The organism is Tateyamaria pelophila (assembly GCF_019966495.1).
Classification (GTDB): domain Bacteria; phylum Pseudomonadota; class Alphaproteobacteria; order Rhodobacterales; family Rhodobacteraceae; genus Tateyamaria; species Tateyamaria pelophila.
The window spans coordinates 1-17,314 of the sequence record NZ_JAIMIA010000095.1 but is presented as its reverse complement, the minus strand read 5'-3'; the positions used below and the strand labels follow the sequence as shown (position 1 = coordinate 17,314).

The following is a 17,314-nucleotide window of genomic DNA, read 5'->3' as shown; positions in this document are numbered from 1 at the left end:
CGCTGCGCTGAAAGAGATTGGCGCCGCAGACAAGCAGGAAACGGGTCGATGGCTGAATAACCGAGTGGAGAATTCACGCCTGCCGTTCCGACGACGGGAGAGGGCGATGCTTCGCTTCCGGCGCATGCGAAGTTTGCAAAAATTTGCCGCCGTTCATGCATCCGTCTGCAACCATTTCAACCAAGAGCGCCACCTATACTCACGCGCCAATTTCAAACTCAACTAATGCGCCGCTTTCTCTCTGAGTGGTGGCAACTTTGTTCGGCATAAGCTCCGGTATTTGGCGGTAAGCTGAGACTGGTTCGAATCCGTCTGATAGCACCTTCAAATGCATTTACGCCCAGAAATTGAGAGTGGGGTTGCATCAACCCAATTTAAGCCATTCGCCTTTTGGACTGATGTAAGCTTCTCAATAAACCTCGGAAATGCGTTCCCGAAACATGTCAAGCAGCTTGTGATCCGCTTCAGAGTTCGTAACCAATATATCTATGCAGTCGATTTCAGCCAAACGTACGCGGCTGGTGGCCTCCAACTTGTTTGCGTCGGCAAGAACGAGTGTTTTTTGGGCATTTTTGATCATGGCTCTGGCAATCTCGCATTCGTGTAACTCATAATACATCAGACCCTGCGTCTGATGTAAGGCAGTCGGTGAAATGATTGCAAAGTCAGCATAGAACTGTCCGATATTCGCCAATGTCAGTTCGCCAAAGGTGGCAGGCACGTCGTCATTGTATGTTCCACCCAGAAAAAACGCTTTTTGCCCCAAGATTTGCGCTGCCGGTTGGAGGTTTGTGAAGACTTTTATATCGGTCGCTCGGTCTCGCAGAACTTCCGCAAAAGCGGCCGTCGTAGACCCCGCATCAAGAAACACCGCAGAGCCGGGTGGCAACAGGTCAACTGCGCGTCGGCCGATCTCTAGTTTCTCCGCCCAGTTGCGCCCCATCCTGACCTGAAAAGGTTTTTCGATCGACTGAAGGTCGATTTTAGCACCACCGTGAATCTTTTCGAGCCGACCTTCCGCGTGCAATGTCAAAAGATCGCGCCGGACGGTTTCGCGCGAGGTGCCAAGCTCTGCTGCGATATCGATGGTGCGTGCGCTGACCCGGTCCAGAAGGATGGAGAGGATTCGACTCTTTCGCTCTTCTTTTAACAAGGCAACCCCACGCTCCGAATCTGAAAAACCTGCGATGACTTACTGCCTCGTACTCCAATTTTGCAAGTTTTTGGCAAGCCAGCGCCCAAGAAAAGAGCATGTAATCCTGTTTTTCAAATATTTTCCGCATCTTCGAAGTGTGCGTATTTGTGTATTTGTGTATTTTATTGCAAAACCGATCAACGTGGTTAACAGTCAGTTGAGGCATTCACGTCTGAGGGGGCCGCATATGCTGAAATCAAATTGTCGCCTTGAACCGCTGCAAGCGGAGTTCGAATTCGCCACATCCTTTGCTGACACGGCACGGCAGATGGCGATGTCGTATTTTCGCAAGAGCAATGGCCTGGCCTGGAAGTCGGATGAAACGCCGGTGACGCTTGCGGACACCGAAATCGAAGATGCATTTCGCAAGCTGGTTCAGACAGAATTTCCCGCCGATGGAATATTTGGCGAGGAAACAGGCGTCAGCGGGCGCGGACGGCCACGGATCTGGGTGGTCGACCCCATAGACGGGACGGGGGCCTTTGCCACGGGCTCGCCTCTCTTTGGCGTTCTGTTGTGTCTGGTGGTCAAGGAGCAGGCGGCCTTTGGTGTGATCGACGCCTGTGCGACCGGTGAGCGCTGGATCGGCCAGCGTGGCAAGGGGGCGTCATTGAATGGTGTCACCTGCGCCACCAGCGGCAGGACGTCCCTCCGGGAGGCATCGCTCGCATCGACATCGATCCATCTGCTCGGCGCGCGCGAACGCCGGGTATTCGACAAGTTGTCCACCGAGGCTGCGATGATCCGTCTGGGCGGGGATTGTTATGCCTACGGCCTGCTGGCCTCCGGGCATCTTGACCAGATTATCGAAGCGGGACTGAAGCCCTTCGACTTCATGGCGCTGACCGTCATTATTGAGGAGGCAGGCGGCGTCATCTCCGACTGGCAGGGACGGCCGCTCACATTGAACTCCTCAGGCGACGTGCTGGCATCGGCCACCGCAGACCTGCACGCGCAAGCGCTCAAAGTTATCAAAGAGACAAAATAAATAGAAAACACAAAGGCATATTGCCCACCAACTAAGGAGAAAGACACCATGATCACTCGTCGCAGCCTTTTGGCAAGCGTTGGCGCAGCCGCCGGAATGACGCAAATCGACCCCCGGTTTTTCATCAGCTCAGCCTATGCACAAACAGCAGAGCCAATTATCTTCCTGTCGGCAGAAAATATCACCGGCAACTGGGACCCCACTGCACACACGACCCTGTCACAAAAAAACATCGAAGCCTATGTCATGGGCTATCTGTCCCGCACACCGATGCGTCCCGACAATCCCGATGAAACCAATATGGAACTGGCGGAATCCATCACGCTGCTGGATGGTTTCCGGCTGGAAATCAAACTGCGTCCCGGCGTAAAGTTTCACGACGGCGAGCCCTTCGCTGCAAAGGACGTGAAGGCCACGTTTGAATATGGCGCGCTGCCGGACCGTCCGGCGCAATGGTATCCCGGGCCAACCGACAGCTTTGAAGTGACCACGCCCGATGACATGACCGTAATCGTGGACACGTCCAAGGGCGGGTATGCCGCCAGCCTCTTCATCTTCCTTGCCTCCTATCTTCCGATGATGTCCGCCAAGGATATCGCGGCAGGCCCGAACGGGCCGCTCAGCCAGCGTCTCAACGGCACCGGGCCCTTCCGCTTTGTCGAACAGCGCGGCAACGACACCGTGCTAGAGGCCTATGACGGCTATTTCATGGGCGCGCCCAAAGTGTCTGGGGTGACCTATTCCTTCGTCGGGGATGCGACCACACGGATCCTGTCGATGCTGAACGGCCAGGCTTCGATCATCGAACGGCTCGAGCCGGAGCAGATCGAAACACTGACCGGAAAGCCAAACATCACGCTGAGCAAGATGGTGTCGGTGGAAAACAAGTATCTCTGGTTCCGCTGTTCCAAGCCGCCCTTCGACAACCCTCTGCTGCGCAAGGCGGCCTGCCACGCGATCGACCGGGAAATCATCTATGAGGTCTTGGGAGAGTCCGGATCGCCCTCCAAGAACTTCATCTCGCCGATCAAGTTCGGATACATTGATCTCGAGAACTATCCGGAATACGATCCAGAGGAATGCCAGAGACTTCTGGCGGAAGCCGGGTATCCCAACGGTGAGGGCCTGCCGGAACTGGAGTACATCACTTCCGTTGGCTTCTATCCCAAGACCAAGGAATATGGCGAGGTGATCACGGCACTGCTGCAAGAGCAGGGCTTTCCAGTCACGCTGAACGTGATGGAAGTCGCCGCATGGAACGAGAACCTCTATGACCGCGAAGGTGGTGGCCCTGGCCATATGATCGACTGTGGATGGTCCACCGGATCGCCGGAACCTGATCTGGTGCTGCGCACGCATTTCCATTCGTCGTCGAAACGGATCACTGGGCTGGTCGATCCCGATATCGACGCCCTTCTGGACAAAGAACGCTCCGCCTCAACACTGGAGGAGCGGCGCAGGATCATTCAGGAAGAGTTGACGCCGATGCTGGCAGATCGTGCCCCGGCGCTGTCACTCTTTACCTCGGTTTTGGTCCACGCGATGCGGTCCGATCTGCAGGGTCTGTTTCTCTATCCGGACGGCGCGATCGACGCCTCCAAGGCCGCTTTTGTCTGAACCGACAGCGCCGTCCCTGCATTGGGACGGCGCCATCACATACATGTCAGCGGGGGCTTCATCGTGTTCATAGTAAATTTTTTGATCCGGAGGCTGGCGCAGGGCGTCGTCATCATCTTTCTGGTCAGCTTTCTGATCTTTACGCTTTTGCGGGTGATCCCGGGCGATCCGGTGCGCCTGATGGCAGGCGGCATGGCCCCCGACCACGTGATCGACCAGATCGCCGAAGACATGGGGCTGCGGGACCCGATCCCCGTCCAGTTCGTCCGGTACATGGGCGGCGTTCTGCAAGGGGACCTTGGTCAGTCGTTCATTCGTCCCGCCAGCGGTGCCGCGGTAGGTGGTGCAAGTTTTGACGACAATACCCGCTCGGAGAGGGCGGAGGTCTTCGATCTGATCGCAGACACCGCGCCTTTCACGCTGCAATTGGCCCTGCTGGCCATGGCCTTTGCACTGATTGTGGCGCTGCCTGTGGGGATCTACGGCGGCCTCAGGCCCGGCAAATGGCCAGACCGGTTGGCGCTCTACATGGGATCGCTCTTCATCTCGCTGCCGAACTTCTGGCTCGGCATCGTTTTGGCGCTGGTTCTGTCGGTCAATCTGGGCTGGCTGCCCGCCATCGGATACCAGGGCTTTGCCTATACCATCCTTCCCGCCATCGTACTCGCCGTTGAAATAGCGCCCTTCCTGATCCGAAGCCTGACCGTATCCGTGGCCCAGAACATGCGCGAGAATTATATCTCGGTTGCGGCAATCCGGGGCATCGGCCACCGGCGGATTGTCATGGCACATGCCCTGAAAAACGCCTCGGTGCCGCTTTTGAATCTGCTTGGCGTTCAGTTTTCCATGCTGCTGGGCGGGGTGCTGGTCGTCGAGTTCATCTTTGACTATCCGGGGCTGGGCCTGCTCACGATCAACGCGGTGCTGCAGCGCGATTTCCCCCTGATCCAAGGAATTGCAATTGTCACGAGTGCAGCCTTCGTAGTCATCAACATCATCGTCGATCTCGCCGCAACCACCATCGACCCAAGGTTGGAATACTGATGACAAATGTTTCGAATATCGACGTTCCGGCAGCGGACAACGCGCAGGCGCAGACAATCGCTCAACGGGTAGCACTCGGTGCTTGGCGCTCCTACGAGTTTCGTGTAGGTTTTTTCGTGTTTACGGCGATGGTTCTGCTGGCGATCTTCTGGCCGATGATCAGCAGCATCGACCCGCTTAAGATCAATATCCGTGCCAAGCTTACGCCGCCGGCCTTCATGGGCGAGGGCTGGTCATGGACCCATCCCATGGGAACCGATCAACTGGGCCGTGATATGCTCATGCGGTCGCTCGTGGGCCTGCGCTATTCACTTCTGATCGGCTTGACGACAGTGGTCGTGATGCTGGCCGTCGGGGCGCTGGTCGGCCTTTTGGCGGGCTATCGCGGCGGTTTGACGGACACCATCCTGATGCGGATCACCGATGCGCAACTTTCCATTCCGATGATCATTCTGGCAATCGCAATCCTTGGCGTGGCGCGCCCCACGATCCCGGCGATCATTCTTGTTCTGGGTCTTTCGGGCTGGCCCGTCTACGCCCGGGTCATGCGGTCCGTCGTCATGGCCGAACGAAAACGTGAATTTGTCCGGGGCGCCACTATTCTGGGCGCGTCCGACCTGCGCATCATGTTCCTGCTCCTGCTGCCCATCTGCCTGCCGCCCATCGCCTTTGTCGCCGTCCTTGATATCGCGCGCATGATGATCTTCGAATCCGTTCTGGGGTTTCTCGGATTGGGCGTTCAGCCGCCGACGCCGACCTTCGGGAACATCATTGCGGATGGCCGCAAATATCTGGTCAACGCCTGGTGGATCGCCACGGTGCCGGGGATATTTCTGTTCCTGACCCTGATCAGTCTCAACCTGATGGGGGCTGCGCTGGAACGCTCGCGAAACCGGGTTCACGGTGGGGAGGTATGACCATGGGTACCTCCTTGCTCGATGTCAGCAACCTGACCGTGGCCGTGGGCGAGGGCGCGTCCGCGCCACGGGTTCTAACGGATATTTCCTTCACGTTGGAACCACGTGGCATTCTGGGTGTTATCGGCGGAAGCGGAGCGGGTAAATCCGTTCTGGCCAAGGCGATCATAAACTGGCTTGAAAGCCCGCTCCGAGTCGTCTCCGGGAAGGTCATATTCGAAGGCCGCGACATCCTGACCATGTCGGACAGGGAAACCCGCCTGCTGCGCGGCAAGGCGATTGGCTATGTCGGTGGCAACCCATCCGGTGCACTGGACCCGACCATGACCGTGGGGTCACAGATCGTCGAGAAACTTCAGGCGGTGGAACCGGGCACCTCCTATCGAAAGGCGCAGGAACGGGTCGTGGCTCTGCTGGATGCTGTGCGCATCCCGTCCTCGGACCAGCGGTTCAACGAATATCCCTTCCAGTACAGCGGCGGCATGATGCAGCGGGCGATGATCGTCGACGCGCTCGTCTCCAACCCGCGCCTGATCGTCGCCGATAGTATCACCCAACCGCTCGACGTGACCGTCGGGGCGCAAATCCTGAAGCTCTTGCGCGAGTTGAGGGACGAATTCGACACTTCTATCCTCTTTGTATCCAACTCACTGCCCACGGTTGCGGATGTATCGGATCGGATTATCGTGTTGGACTGCGGCATCGCCGTGGAACAACAGCCGACCGCCGACCTGATCGCATCCCCGCGAAGCGCCAAGACACGGCAATTGATCGACGAGTTGCCCACACTTTGGGCCCATGACGATAGATCACGGCTGAAGCCCGCGTCGGAGAATGCCCGTCCGATCATGTCCGTGCGCGATGTAAGCCGGAACTACGCACTTGCCTCGCGAGGCCTGCTAAATTTTGGGCCAAAGCGCATCCTGCAAGCGGTGCGGCATGTCGACTTCGACATCTACGAGGGCGAGAACTTTGGCATCGTCGGGGAATCTGGCTGCGGCAAATCCACCCTGACCCGCCTTCTGACCGCGCTGGAACCACCGGACACCGGCCAGATCACCTTCGAGGGCAAGGATATCTTCGGGCGCGGCAAGGAAGGCACCCGCGCGTTCCGGCGCCGTATGCAGTTGGTTTTGCAGGATCCCTACAATTCACTGCCACCGCGCAATTCGATCGGAACGATTATAGGCGAGCCGCTGGTCATTCACGGGATTGCCTCGCGCAATGAACGCCGGTCGCGCGTGCTGGAGGTCATGGCGGAGGTAGGGCTTCCTGCCAGTCTCTACGAAGAATTGCCCATGGTCCTGACCGCCGGGCAGCGCCAGCGCGTCAACGTGGCGCGTGCGCTGATCCTCGAGCCGCGTTTGATGCTGATGGATGAAACGCTGTCCGCTCTGGGACAGACCGAACAGGGGCAGCTTCTGGACCTACTGGAAAAACTTCAGGCGCAACACGGGGTGACCTATCTTTACATCTCCCACGACATTGCGATGGTACGCCGTGTCTGCGCGCGTGTGGCAGTGATGTATCTGGGGGAAGTTGTGGAATTGGCCGAAAACAAGACCCTGTTTTTCAACCCCGGCCATCCCTATTCACGCGCGTTGCTCAGTGCCGCTCCGACCCTTGAGACCCGCCGCTACAGGAGTGAGGATTGCCTACTGGATGGCGAACCGCCCAGTCCCATCGACCTTCCGTCCGGATGCGCCTTTGCCTCGCGATGCCCTCAGGCCTTCGACCGGTGTCTGATCGAAAACCCACGCCTGCAAAGCCGCGGCGGCCTCAACCGAGCCGCTTGCCATCTGCTCGATTCCGAAAATACAGTCCCCAAGGAGGTGTCCGCATGACGCTCACGGTCGATCCAGACCTTTTTTCCAGCTTCATGGAGAAGATATCCGATTTTGGTTCGACCTCCGATGGCGGGCTGAACCGTGAAGCCGGCACCACGGATCACGGGCTGGCGCGCGACTGGTTCTTCGGGCAGTTGCGCGACCGGGGATACCAGATCCGGATTGACGAAATCGGCAATGTCTTCGCGGTTCTGGAGGCGAACGCGCGCGAGGATACCCCGGTGATCATGGTCGGTTCGCATCTGGACAGCCAGCCCTTCGGTGGTCGCTTCGATGGTGCATATGGCGTCATTGCGGCTTTCGCGGCGGTCGAAGCCCTGCGCGCCGAGGCCGAAGCCAGCGGCGCGCCGCCCTCGTGTAGTTTCGTGATCGTCGACTGGATGAACGAGGAAGGTGCGCGGTTTCAACCCAGCCTGCTTGGCAGCAGTGTCTACTGCGGGGAGCTTGGTCTAAACTATGCCTTGACCCGATGTGATGGCGCGGGCCTCACAGTAGGGGACGAGCTGGAACGTACAGGCTATCGTGGCAAGGACGCCGCACCGCGCGCCGATATCTACATTGAACTGCACGTCGAGGGGAACGATGAACTGGAGAAGACGAACCTTCAGATCGGCCCGTTCGCACGCTACTGGGGTGCGCTCAAAATCCGTGCGGCGATGCACGGCGAAACCGCGCATACTGGCCCCACGTTGATGCGCGACCGCCGCGATGCAACCCTCGCCGCAGCCCATGCGATTGTCGGCACACGCGAGATATCCGACCGTCGGGACGGCGCGCTTTATTCGTCATGTGGACGTCTTGTGATCCAACCGAACTCGCCCAACATGGTGGCCGATCTTGCAACAATGTTCCTCGAATTGCGTTCGCCCGATCCGGATGACCTGCACGCCGCCGAGGTGGAGCTTATGGAGGTTCTAAGGGAAAGCGCGGCAAAGGTCGGCGTCACGCATGAAGTCATCTCCATCGACCGACGCGAGGCCGGTGCCTTCGACCCGCGCCTTGTCGCCTTATGCGAGAGACAGGCCGAAGCGCTTGGACTGGGCACGATGCAATTGGAGACGATCGGTGGTCATGACGCCGTGCCGGTCAGCCGGAAGATGCCGGGGATCGTCATTGCAATCCCGAGCGTCGGTGGCGTTATCCATCATCCAACCGAATACTCCAAGCCGGAAGATCTGATGAACGGAGCCAATGTTCTTGCCGGTATGATCCATGCAATTGCCCAAGCCGGTGGTGATCTGGACCGCACACTGGGAGACAACGCATGAGCGCCGACGCCGAAGCCGCCTTTGCTGCCCTCACGGGGCAGTCTGAAACGGCCACATTCTCCCGTTTGAGGGAAGCCGTCATGTCGCCAATGCACATCGCGGTCGAAAACGATCTGTGGCGTGTCGATGATCCCGGTCAAGAACCGTGCGTGCTGCGTGTTCTGCACAGCGACAGCCATGCAGAATTCACCCCATCACCCATCGTCGAGGCCGCCAAAATCGCAGGGTCTTTGGGCATAGGCCCTAAGGTCCTGATGGCCGATGCTGAAACCGGAACCCTTTTGACGCCACATCTGGGCGATGGCTGGCGAACGGCGACCATGTTTGATCTCAAGAATAAATCGGTGCGACAGAGCGTTGTCGACGCGACCAGACGCCTGCACGACGGCCCCGAACTTTCCCAGGTTTTTGATCCCTTCAAGAGAGTTGAGGACCTGTATCGCCGGGCGGAAAAGGTCGAGGCCCCGCTACCTGTGGACGTGAAATGGTTGATGGACGGCGCGGATCAAGTGCGCAGCGCCGTTGCTGCCGCACCCGCAAAGATGAAACTCTGCCGGAATGACGGCTGCGCGTCCAACATCATGATCCACGAAGACGGCGGGGTCATTCTGCTCGACTACGATCTGGCCGGTATGAATGACCCGGCTTACGATCTTGGTGTCCTGCTGGCAGAGGCCGAAGTCTTCGACGAAGATGCCATGGCCTGGATCGAGCTCTGGAACGACGATGTGGACCCCAGTTTGTTAGGCCGGGCCCGTCTTTATGGTGCGGTTGACGACCTTGGATGGGCGATCAGCGCCGCGATAAATTCCCATGTTTCCAAGCGCATTTCCATCGAATTTCGCAAATATTCAGAATGGCGCTTCATGCGGTGCCGCCGGGTGATCGCGGACCGCTTATTTGAGGAAACGGTCCGCCATGTGTCGGGAGGGCATTAGGATGAAACAGATCGGAGACGCCACAACCCCGTTGGAACAGGCTTTGGAAAGCGCCGTTGTCAAAGCCGAAAGGTTCCGGGACAGGCCCTTGCGCTATGCCCCTGTCCACGGTGGCATCAGCAATTCGAATTTCCGAATCCAGCTGGGGGATGACTCTCAGGAGTATTTCGTCAAAATTCCCGGAGCAGGCACCGAGATGTTCATCGATCGCCGCGCGGCCTTTGACGCGAGCCGTAAGGCGGCGGCGGCAGGGCTTGGTCCAACGGTCTACGATGATCTTTACGACGACGGTATCGAGATCCACGACTTTATCGCGGATCGGCGTGCCTGCACGAACAGCGATCTTGCCCGTGAGGATACGCGCCTGGCTGCGATTGACGCCTACCGGAAAATGCACGCCATCGAACCCCTGACGTTGAAGAAAACTGTGTTTGACATGATTGATGAACATGTCGATCAGGTCGCTGAACTCAGTGGTTGGCTGCCGCCCGACTACAAATGGCTGGATCGGCAGTACCGACTGGCTCGCTCGGCGCTGGAGGCATCGGGGCTTGATCTGACCCCCTGTTTCAATGATCCCATGCCTGGCAATTTCATGATCGGAACAGATGGTTCAATAATGTTGATCGACTACGAATACGCGTCGATGAACGATCGGTGCTACGATCTGGGCATCTGGTTTGGCGAGATGTTTTTTACTCCCGATCAGGAAGCCGAGTTGATCGAAGCCTATTTCGGTGAGGTGCGGCCAGAGATCGTGTCGCGCGTAACAGTCCACAAGGCTCTGGCCGACGTGAAGTGGTCGCTGTGGTCATTCGTTCAGCAAAAGGTTTCGGCGCTTGATTTCGACTATTTCAAATACGGGCAATGGAAGCTGATGCGCCTGCGCAGCATCATGAATGCACCGGACTGGGCGATGCACCTCTCCCGAGTATGATGGAAACATTTACCTCAGCACTGAAGTCGGCTTTGTCAAAACAAATCTACTTGAGGCGGGCGGGACGGCACTGTCAGAGCAAAATCGCTTGAGGCGGGCAGGGCGGTTTCGTAGCCTCACCGGATGATCAAACCTGACCCATTTCGCTATTTCAAAACCAGCCCAGAAATCATTCGCTTGGCGGTTATGTTGTATGTTCGTTTCCCGCTGTCGCTTCGAAATGTGGAAGATTTGCTCCACGAACGCGGCATCGATGTCAGTCATGAAGCGGTGAGATATTGATGGCATCGGTTTGGTCCACTATTCGCGTCCGAGATCCGAAAGCGCCGAATTGCCGGCATGAAATCCAGCCCATGGCGGTGGTCTCTGGACGAGATGTTTGTGAAGATCAATCGTGAGCGAGATATCCTTTGGTGTGCTGTGGAGCACGACGGCGCGAGGGGCTGACACTACGAGTTGGATCTCAGTCGCGTTTGCAGCGAGTGGGTTTCGAAACCACATTTCAACATAATGAATTCAATTACTTACGGCCCAGAGAAGGTTGGATGTCAGTCCCTTCCCCTCCGCCACTTACACTTACCGAAACCGATGATGGGCCCTTATGGGGCCCTTTTTTCTTTTTGTTTCAAAGGGGTTTAGCTACAGAGACCGCCCTTCAGAGACTGCGAAATCGGTCAAAATCAGTCTCTGAACGCCATTTGTCTCTAACCGAGCGCCCTAGTGCTTCAGAAGGGCGCTTTCAAAAAGTAACGAATTTTCAATGTGTTGGTGTTTTCGGTCGAGCGCCCTTTTCGAAAGTGCAACCGACAGCACAATCCGATGCGAATATAAGGGACGGGTTGTCCACTTCGCCCTCAGAATGACCCGAACGGCCCTTTGCTGCCGTTGTCTCCCATCTCACGACGCCGCAGCGCTTCCCGTCATTCCGGACATTCGCTGCGCCTACAAAAATTCTTGTGTGTCAGCCTTCGCTTGGCAACATTCAACACTGCGAATAGGCTGCTAAAGTCGTAGCAAACCAAACACATGAAGGATTAAGCCATCAAAAGCGTTCGGATACCCCAAGCTATTTTTGGACTAGCCGTTCTGGTTATGGGTCCTCTTAGTGCAAAAGCAGATGTACCAGTAATTTCGCGCGGTCAAACCTTCGAATGTACACCTTCCCATGTTTGGGATGGCGATGGTCCGATCTGGTGTGAAGAAGGGCCGCGGCTACGCCTGGCGGGCATAGCAGCTAGAGAGCTCGATGGTACCTGTTCGCCGGGCCATCCATGTCCGAGCGCAAGTGCTGAAAATGCCCGCGACGCTCTGGTGGCCTTTTTGGGTGTCCGCACTGGGGTGAGCAGGCACGGACATATCATGTTGACTGGGCCAACTCTTACATGTCGGTCTGACGGCTCTGCCGGAGGAAATCGCACGGCCTCATGGTGCGTATCTCCAAGTGTGGGAGACATTAATTGCGCGATGGTAGATGGGGGTTGGGCTGCTCGCTGGGATCGGTATTGGAAAAATCACCGCTGTTAGCGAGGGCTGCTACCGGCCCATTGCTGCCGTCCGAGGCCCACCTCTGATGCTGCGGCGCAGCTTACGCATAGCCGCCATTAGCGAAAAGTGCAGAATTCGTTGCAATGAAGAGCCGCAGGGAGTGCGAACGGACTGATACATGTCAACGCACTGTCTTCGGCTCTGAGGTAGCCTGCGCAAGCTTCACAGATGAAGGGAGATGGTCAGTGCCAGAGCGCGAATCGCAAGAACAACACCACATTGTTGGTGGGGGTATCTCCGGGTTGGCGACGGCCGTCTATCTGATCCGCGACGCTGGGGTCAAAGGTAAAGACATCCGGATCTATGAGCAACTCGGGGTGGCTGGAGGGTCTCTCGATGGTTCGGGCGACGCCGAGGCTGGGTATTTGACCCGCGGCGGTCGAATGTTCGAAGAGCATTTCGCCTGCACTTTCGATCTTTTAAATACGATACCCTGTGTGAACGATCCGGAAGTCTCTGTCACAGAGGATATCATGGCCTTCAATCAGATGGTGCCCGGGGCTTCCAACTGTCGTCTCGTTCGGGACGGCAAACCGGCGGATGATCGCTTTGATCTCACGCTCAGCGCTCATGACATCGTCGATATCAACCGCCTGATCCTTCAGCCAGAACGCGCATTGGCTGAACAGCGCATCGAAGACTGGTTCGAGCCGTCCTTTTTTGACAGCAATTTCTGGCTGATGTGGTCCACGATGTTCTCGTTTCAGCCCTGGCATTCGCTCACCGAAATGCGACGCTACCTGCGGCGGTTCATCCACCTTTTCCCCGGGTTCACCCGCGTCGCCGGAATTTTACGCACACGTTACAATCAATACGACTCCCTGATCGCCCCGATCACAAAATGGCTGTGGGACCGGGATGTGGAGATTGCGACCGGCGTACAGGTTACCGACGTGACGATTGAGGGTTCACCGCAGGACCTTCGTGTTACAGCCCTTGTTTTGGCCGATGAAAGCACCGTGCCGATCAGTGAGAGAGACCGCGTCTATCTGACCCTGGGGTCGATGACTGACGGGAGCGTTTTGGGATCGAACGACCGTGCACCCGACCTCAACGACCGGGAGGGCGGTGCCTGGACGTTCTGGCGCAGGCTCGCGGCGCAACATGAATGTTTCGGTCGCCCCGAGGCGTTCTGCGGCGATATCGGCAAAACTGCGTGGCACTCCTTCACCGCAACGATGGACGGCCCGGATTTCTTTGAGTTCATGGAAGATTTCACCAACAACCGCACAGGCACTGGAGGCGTTATCACATTCGCGAATTCAGGCTGGACGCTCTCCATAGTGCTTTTCCATCAGCCCCATTTTCGTAACCAAAAACATGGCACCTACACCTTTTGGGGGTACGGTTTGCGCGGCGACCGACACGGCAATTTTGTGAAAAAGCCGATGTGGGAGGCGACAGGTGACGAGATCATCGCAGAGCTTTCCGGGCATCTAAAGCTGGCAAATGAGCAGATTTCATGGTTCGACAGCGCGCGGGTTATTCCCTGCCGAATGCCGTTTATCACCAGCCAGTTCATGCCACGTCAACCCGGCGATCGCCCCGATGTGCACCCCAGTGGTGCGCGGAATTTCGCGGTGATCGGGCAGTTCTGCGAGTTGCCCCGGGATTGTGTTTTCACGGTGGAATACTCCGTGCGTTCCGCCCGCACCGCGGTTGCGAGTCTGACGGGCCGCGTGGATTCGCCGCCTCCTGTCGCACGCACCGACCTTGACCCAATGGTGCTTATACGGGCTGCCCGCGTGCTTATGGGGATGTGAACAAGTGCGCGGATTACTGCATCGTGTATCAATGATCCCTATCGTTGCTGTGCTCGAGTGCTGACGAAACACCGCAGGAAACTGCCGGGGCTCTGCCCCGAGTGCCGAACCATTGTGTTTGGGCAGAATATTGGTCACCAACCGCTTTGCTGCATAAGTTTGGCCACTGGATCCGATTGATCCTGCTCAAGGTCCAAAGGTGATGAACCGGTATTATCAAGGCCATGAAGCGACCAGCGTCACAAGATATCGACTTCATCGGTTGTGAGGCTGCCGGGACAATTCCGGGGTTATTGATGTGTCGGGCCGAACGAACTCCGAATGCGGTGGCTTACTCCGAGTTTGACAACGGAGTATGGCGGGATGTGACTTGGCGTGAAATGGAACGAATTGTCACCCGCTATCGCGCCGCGCTAGACCAAGCGGGCATGGCGCACGGCGACCGTGTAGCAATCTTGCTGCCAAATTGCGTCGACTGGATCGCCTTCGACATCGCGGCCATGGCAAACGGCCTGATTACCGTGCCGCTCTATCTTCACGACAGCGCCACCAACATCAGTTTCATCCTGTCCAACTCTGGTGCGCGGCTATGCCTTGTCGAAAGTGTGCAAACATGGGAGCCATTGAGGCCCACCCTCGAAAGCGCCAGTGCTCTGAGCCAAATCTGGCTGCGCAGAGATCGTGAAACACACCAATCGGTCGGCAAAATCAAGGTCCGTAGTCTTGTCGACGTCCTTGACGTGGCGGACGGCGACCCCGGGTCAAGCCGCTGCGCGGCACAGGATATCGCGACGGTGATCCACACCTCGGGCACGACCGGTAGGCCGAAAGGAGCCATGTTGTCGCATCATGCGCTGCTTTGGGATGCCGAAGCGGTCGCGGAAAATATTCCCCCGTTGACAGGCGACACCTTTCTGTCGCTGCTGCCACTGGCCCATGCCTTTGAGCGCACCATGAGCTACCATCTGGCGATGATGGGCGGCTCCAGGGTGGTTTTTGCTCGTGCGATCGAAACTCTGCGTCAGGATATTTCTGAGGTACGACCGACGATCCTGGTCGCGGTGCCGCGGCTTTATGAGCGGCTTTACGAGGCAATCGTCCGCGAAGCCTCGCAAAACCCGATCAAGAGATGGCTGGTGCTAAAGACAGCCGCGATTGGCTGGCAGCGCTTCAAGGCGCGTCATGGCAGGGAAACTAAGCTTCGACCGATGACGCACTTACTTTACTGGCCATTGCTTAAGCGGCTGGTGGCGCGTCCGGTCCTTCAGGCTTTTGGCGGGCGGGTGCGGGTTGCGGTCAGTGGCGGTGCTCCACTATCGACTGATGTGAGCCATTTCCTGATCGGCCTCGGCCTGCCCCTTGTCGAAGGCTACGGACTGACTGAGGCTGCTCCCGTCATCACCGGGACCACCTTAGAGGACAATATGCCGGGTTCTGTTGGTAAGCCGCTGCGCGGCATCGAAACCCGGTTCAGCGCCGACGGAGAGTTGCTGATCAGATCACCTTCCCTGATGCAAGGCTACTGGAATGACCCCGAACGTAGCGCTGCTGCCATCGACGGGGACGGCTGGTTACACACCGGAGATATTGCGGAATTTCGCGAGAACCACCTGTTCATTACCGGGCGGTTGAAGGACCTGATCGTGCTGTCGACCGGCAAGAACGTCGCCGCTACTGAGGTCGAGGCAGCGATCGAGGCGGATCCGCTGTTTGAACAGTGCTGCGCCCTTGGCAACAACCGCGCCTTCGTCGCGGCGGTCCTGGTGCTCAATTGTGACCACTGGGCCGCGTTTGCAGAACGGAACGGTCTGGATCCGGATGTTCCCAATGCGCCGGATGCGAACGTGGCCATCCTGGCGCGTGTCGCGCAGGCGTTGCGGGATCAGCCGTCATTCGCCCAAGTACGCGCGGTTCATTCACAGCTGCAGCCTTGGACCGTTGAGGACGGCAGCGTGACGCCGACCCTGAAGATCAAGCGGCATCTTATCGAAGAGCGCTATGGGCCTGAGATCGAAGCATTCGTGGGACAACAAATGTTGCGGCGGCGTTCTGAGGGCGAACATAAAAAATAGGACGCGTGTTCGGGCTCGTATCACCGCCCCAAATGAAGGTCGAGGCCATGGTACAGATCAACATACGCACGAAATTCGAACCTGGGATTGGAGGCCGATGCGTCGTCGACCCCGCGCAATTGTCCGAGCTCGACCGCGCTGAGCTGTCGCGCCAACTCTACGCGGTCAACCAGAGAATATTCGCGGGTGTTTCCGCCAAGGAATTCCACCGTCACGTGGTAGACGCCTCGGCAGACAGTACTCTCATCCAGCTCTATTTTGCTGCAGACGGTCAGATCAAAGGCTATTGTGCAGCCCATCGGTTCCGGCGCCAGGTTCTGGGGCGGAACGTCATTGTCTTAAGGGCGGAGGCCGGGCTCTTACCAGAATATCGGGGGCACAGTGCAACTTACCGTTTCAGGATGATCCGCGCCGTTGCCGAGAAGCTAAGGCATCCATTCACGTCGATTTACTATGTCGGGACCCTTGTGCACACTTCGAGCTACGCCATGGCCTGTAAAAACTTTTCAAGGGTCTACCCGCATCCCGACCACGAGACGCCGACAGTCATTCAGGAAGTCGCCCGCGAGCTGATCAACAGCTTTTCGGCCCCCCCTGTGACCGAGACCGATCCATTCGTGCGAAACGTGGGATGGGTGACCATTGAGGCTCCGCATGAAAAGGCGCCTAGCCGACTCGACGATCAGCGCTTTGTCCAATTTTTCAAGGAGCGCAATCCGGACTATGCCAAGGGACATGGCTTAGTCGTGGTCGTTCCGATAACTGTTGGCAACATCGCCGTCGCACTACTGTCACGTCTGCATGAATTCGCTCTAATGACTTTGGGCGGCCGGTAAGCGAAAGGGGTCGTCTAATCGTGATCAGTTTTCCACCATTGACAAGTAGTTTTCGCCCCTGGTGGTTCGAATGCCTGCTTTGCGGAAATCGGGCCTGATAGTTTGCCACTGCAGCGAAGGTCCGGTCTCCGCCCATCGCGTCGAATGCTGCGCCGCGCCCCAAGGTTTGACGTCGCTGTGGCCTACGCCGGATGCTTACGTCCTCACGACATATCCGCCTGGTCTTCCTGGGCGGTGCGCTTCTTGGGGGACGCGCTCAATCCAGCCTTGCTCCGTTTTTTCCCGCGCTGCTTTTCAATCCAGTTAGACATGGCAGTGGAACTGGCCATTGCGGCCGCCGGGATCGT

At 57.5% G+C, this 17,314-nt stretch carries 13 protein-coding genes and 1 pseudogene; 13 read left to right on the top strand and 1 reads right to left on the bottom strand.

Features of this window, described 5'->3' with window-relative positions:
- The coding region (locus LC354_RS20835) for a DDE-type integrase/transposase/recombinase (protein ID WP_223427488.1) at positions 1 to 226 on the top strand (226 nt) is incomplete at its 5' end.
- A 183-nt stretch (positions 227 to 409) separates the two neighbouring features.
- Here LC354_RS20835 and LC354_RS20830 read toward each other — a convergent pair.
- Positions 410 to 1,153: a DeoR/GlpR family DNA-binding transcription regulator gene (locus tag LC354_RS20830; RefSeq protein WP_223427482.1), complete on the bottom strand. Its 744-nt coding sequence runs from the start codon at positions 1,151 to 1,153 to the stop codon at positions 410 to 412.
- 229 nt (positions 1,154 to 1,382) lie between these two features.
- Between LC354_RS20830 and LC354_RS20825 the strand changes: the two genes are divergently transcribed.
- From LC354_RS20825 to LC354_RS20770, 12 genes and pseudogenes are all read left to right on the top strand, one after another.
- A complete protein-coding gene (locus LC354_RS20825; protein ID WP_223427480.1) occupies positions 1,383 to 2,183 on the top strand; it encodes an inositol monophosphatase family protein in 801 nt (266 codons plus the stop codon).
- 48 nt (positions 2,184 to 2,231) lie between these two features.
- The gene (locus tag LC354_RS20820) at positions 2,232 to 3,800 is read left to right on the top strand and encodes an ABC transporter substrate-binding protein (RefSeq protein ID WP_223427479.1); all 1,569 of its coding nucleotides are present in this window, start codon (positions 2,232 to 2,234) and stop codon (positions 3,798 to 3,800) included.
- Positions 3,801 to 3,863: 63 nt separating this feature from the next.
- On the top strand, positions 3,864 to 4,844 hold the full coding sequence (locus tag LC354_RS20815) for an ABC transporter permease (RefSeq protein ID WP_223427477.1): 981 nt from the start codon (positions 3,864 to 3,866) through the stop codon (positions 4,842 to 4,844).
- A complete protein-coding gene (locus tag LC354_RS20810) occupies positions 4,844 to 5,761 on the top strand; it encodes an ABC transporter permease (RefSeq protein WP_223427476.1) in 918 nt (305 codons plus the stop codon). The genes LC354_RS20815 and LC354_RS20810 overlap by 1 nt, the downstream gene beginning before the upstream one ends.
- The gene (locus LC354_RS20805; RefSeq protein ID WP_223427474.1) at positions 5,758 to 7,605 is read left to right on the top strand and encodes an ABC transporter ATP-binding protein; all 1,848 of its coding nucleotides are present in this window, start codon (positions 5,758 to 5,760) and stop codon (positions 7,603 to 7,605) included. Before LC354_RS20810 ends, LC354_RS20805 begins: the two co-directional genes overlap by 4 nt.
- On the top strand, positions 7,602 to 8,876 hold the full coding sequence (locus LC354_RS20800; RefSeq protein WP_223427472.1) for a Zn-dependent hydrolase: 1,275 nt from the start codon (positions 7,602 to 7,604) through the stop codon (positions 8,874 to 8,876). The genes LC354_RS20805 and LC354_RS20800 overlap by 4 nt, the downstream gene beginning before the upstream one ends.
- A complete protein-coding gene (locus tag LC354_RS20795) occupies positions 8,873 to 9,814 on the top strand; it encodes a phosphotransferase (RefSeq protein ID WP_223427470.1) in 942 nt (313 codons plus the stop codon). Before LC354_RS20800 ends, LC354_RS20795 begins: the two co-directional genes overlap by 4 nt.
- 1 nt (position 9,815) lies before the next feature.
- Positions 9,816 to 10,751 (top strand): choline kinase family protein, encoded by a 936-nt coding sequence (locus LC354_RS20790; protein WP_223427464.1) that lies wholly within the window; start codon positions 9,816 to 9,818, stop codon positions 10,749 to 10,751.
- A 123-nt stretch (positions 10,752 to 10,874) separates the two neighbouring features.
- Positions 10,875 to 11,186, top strand: a pseudogene (locus LC354_RS20785) (IS6 family transposase); the annotation flags it as partial.
- 1,295 nt (positions 11,187 to 12,481) lie between these two features.
- Positions 12,482 to 14,059 (top strand): oleate hydratase, encoded by a 1,578-nt coding sequence (locus tag LC354_RS20780; RefSeq protein WP_223427458.1) that lies wholly within the window; start codon positions 12,482 to 12,484, stop codon positions 14,057 to 14,059.
- Positions 14,060 to 14,283: 224 nt separating this feature from the next.
- Positions 14,284 to 16,131 carry an AMP-dependent synthetase/ligase gene (locus LC354_RS20775; protein ID WP_317849373.1) on the top strand — a complete coding sequence of 616 codons (1,848 nt, stop codon included), beginning with the start codon at positions 14,284 to 14,286 and terminating at the stop codon, positions 16,129 to 16,131.
- Between the two features lie 47 nt (positions 16,132 to 16,178).
- Complete coding sequence (locus LC354_RS20770) at positions 16,179 to 16,967, top strand: hypothetical protein (protein ID WP_223427454.1); 789 nt, start codon at positions 16,179 to 16,181, stop codon at positions 16,965 to 16,967.
- The last annotated feature ends 347 nt before the right edge of the window (positions 16,968 to 17,314 follow it).

Coding starts and splice junctions, on each gene's coding strand:
- LC354_RS20825 (WP_223427480.1), top strand. CDS start 1,383: ATGCTGAAATCAAATTGTCGCCTTGAACCGCTGCAAGCGGAGTTCGAA.
- LC354_RS20820 (WP_223427479.1), top strand. CDS start 2,232: ATGATCACTCGTCGCAGCCTTTTGGCAAGCGTTGGCGCAGCCGCCGGA.
- LC354_RS20810 (WP_223427476.1), top strand. CDS start 4,844: ATGACAAATGTTTCGAATATCGACGTTCCGGCAGCGGACAACGCGCAG.
- LC354_RS20805 (WP_223427474.1), top strand. CDS start 5,758: ATGACCATGGGTACCTCCTTGCTCGATGTCAGCAACCTGACCGTGGCC.
- LC354_RS20800 (WP_223427472.1), top strand. CDS start 7,602: ATGACGCTCACGGTCGATCCAGACCTTTTTTCCAGCTTCATGGAGAAG.
- LC354_RS20795 (WP_223427470.1), top strand. CDS start 8,873: ATGAGCGCCGACGCCGAAGCCGCCTTTGCTGCCCTCACGGGGCAGTCT.
- LC354_RS20790 (WP_223427464.1), top strand. CDS start 9,816: ATGAAACAGATCGGAGACGCCACAACCCCGTTGGAACAGGCTTTGGAA.
- LC354_RS20775 (WP_317849373.1), top strand. CDS start 14,284: ATGAAGCGACCAGCGTCACAAGATATCGACTTCATCGGTTGTGAGGCT.
- LC354_RS20770 (WP_223427454.1), top strand. CDS start 16,179: ATGGTACAGATCAACATACGCACGAAATTCGAACCTGGGATTGGAGGC.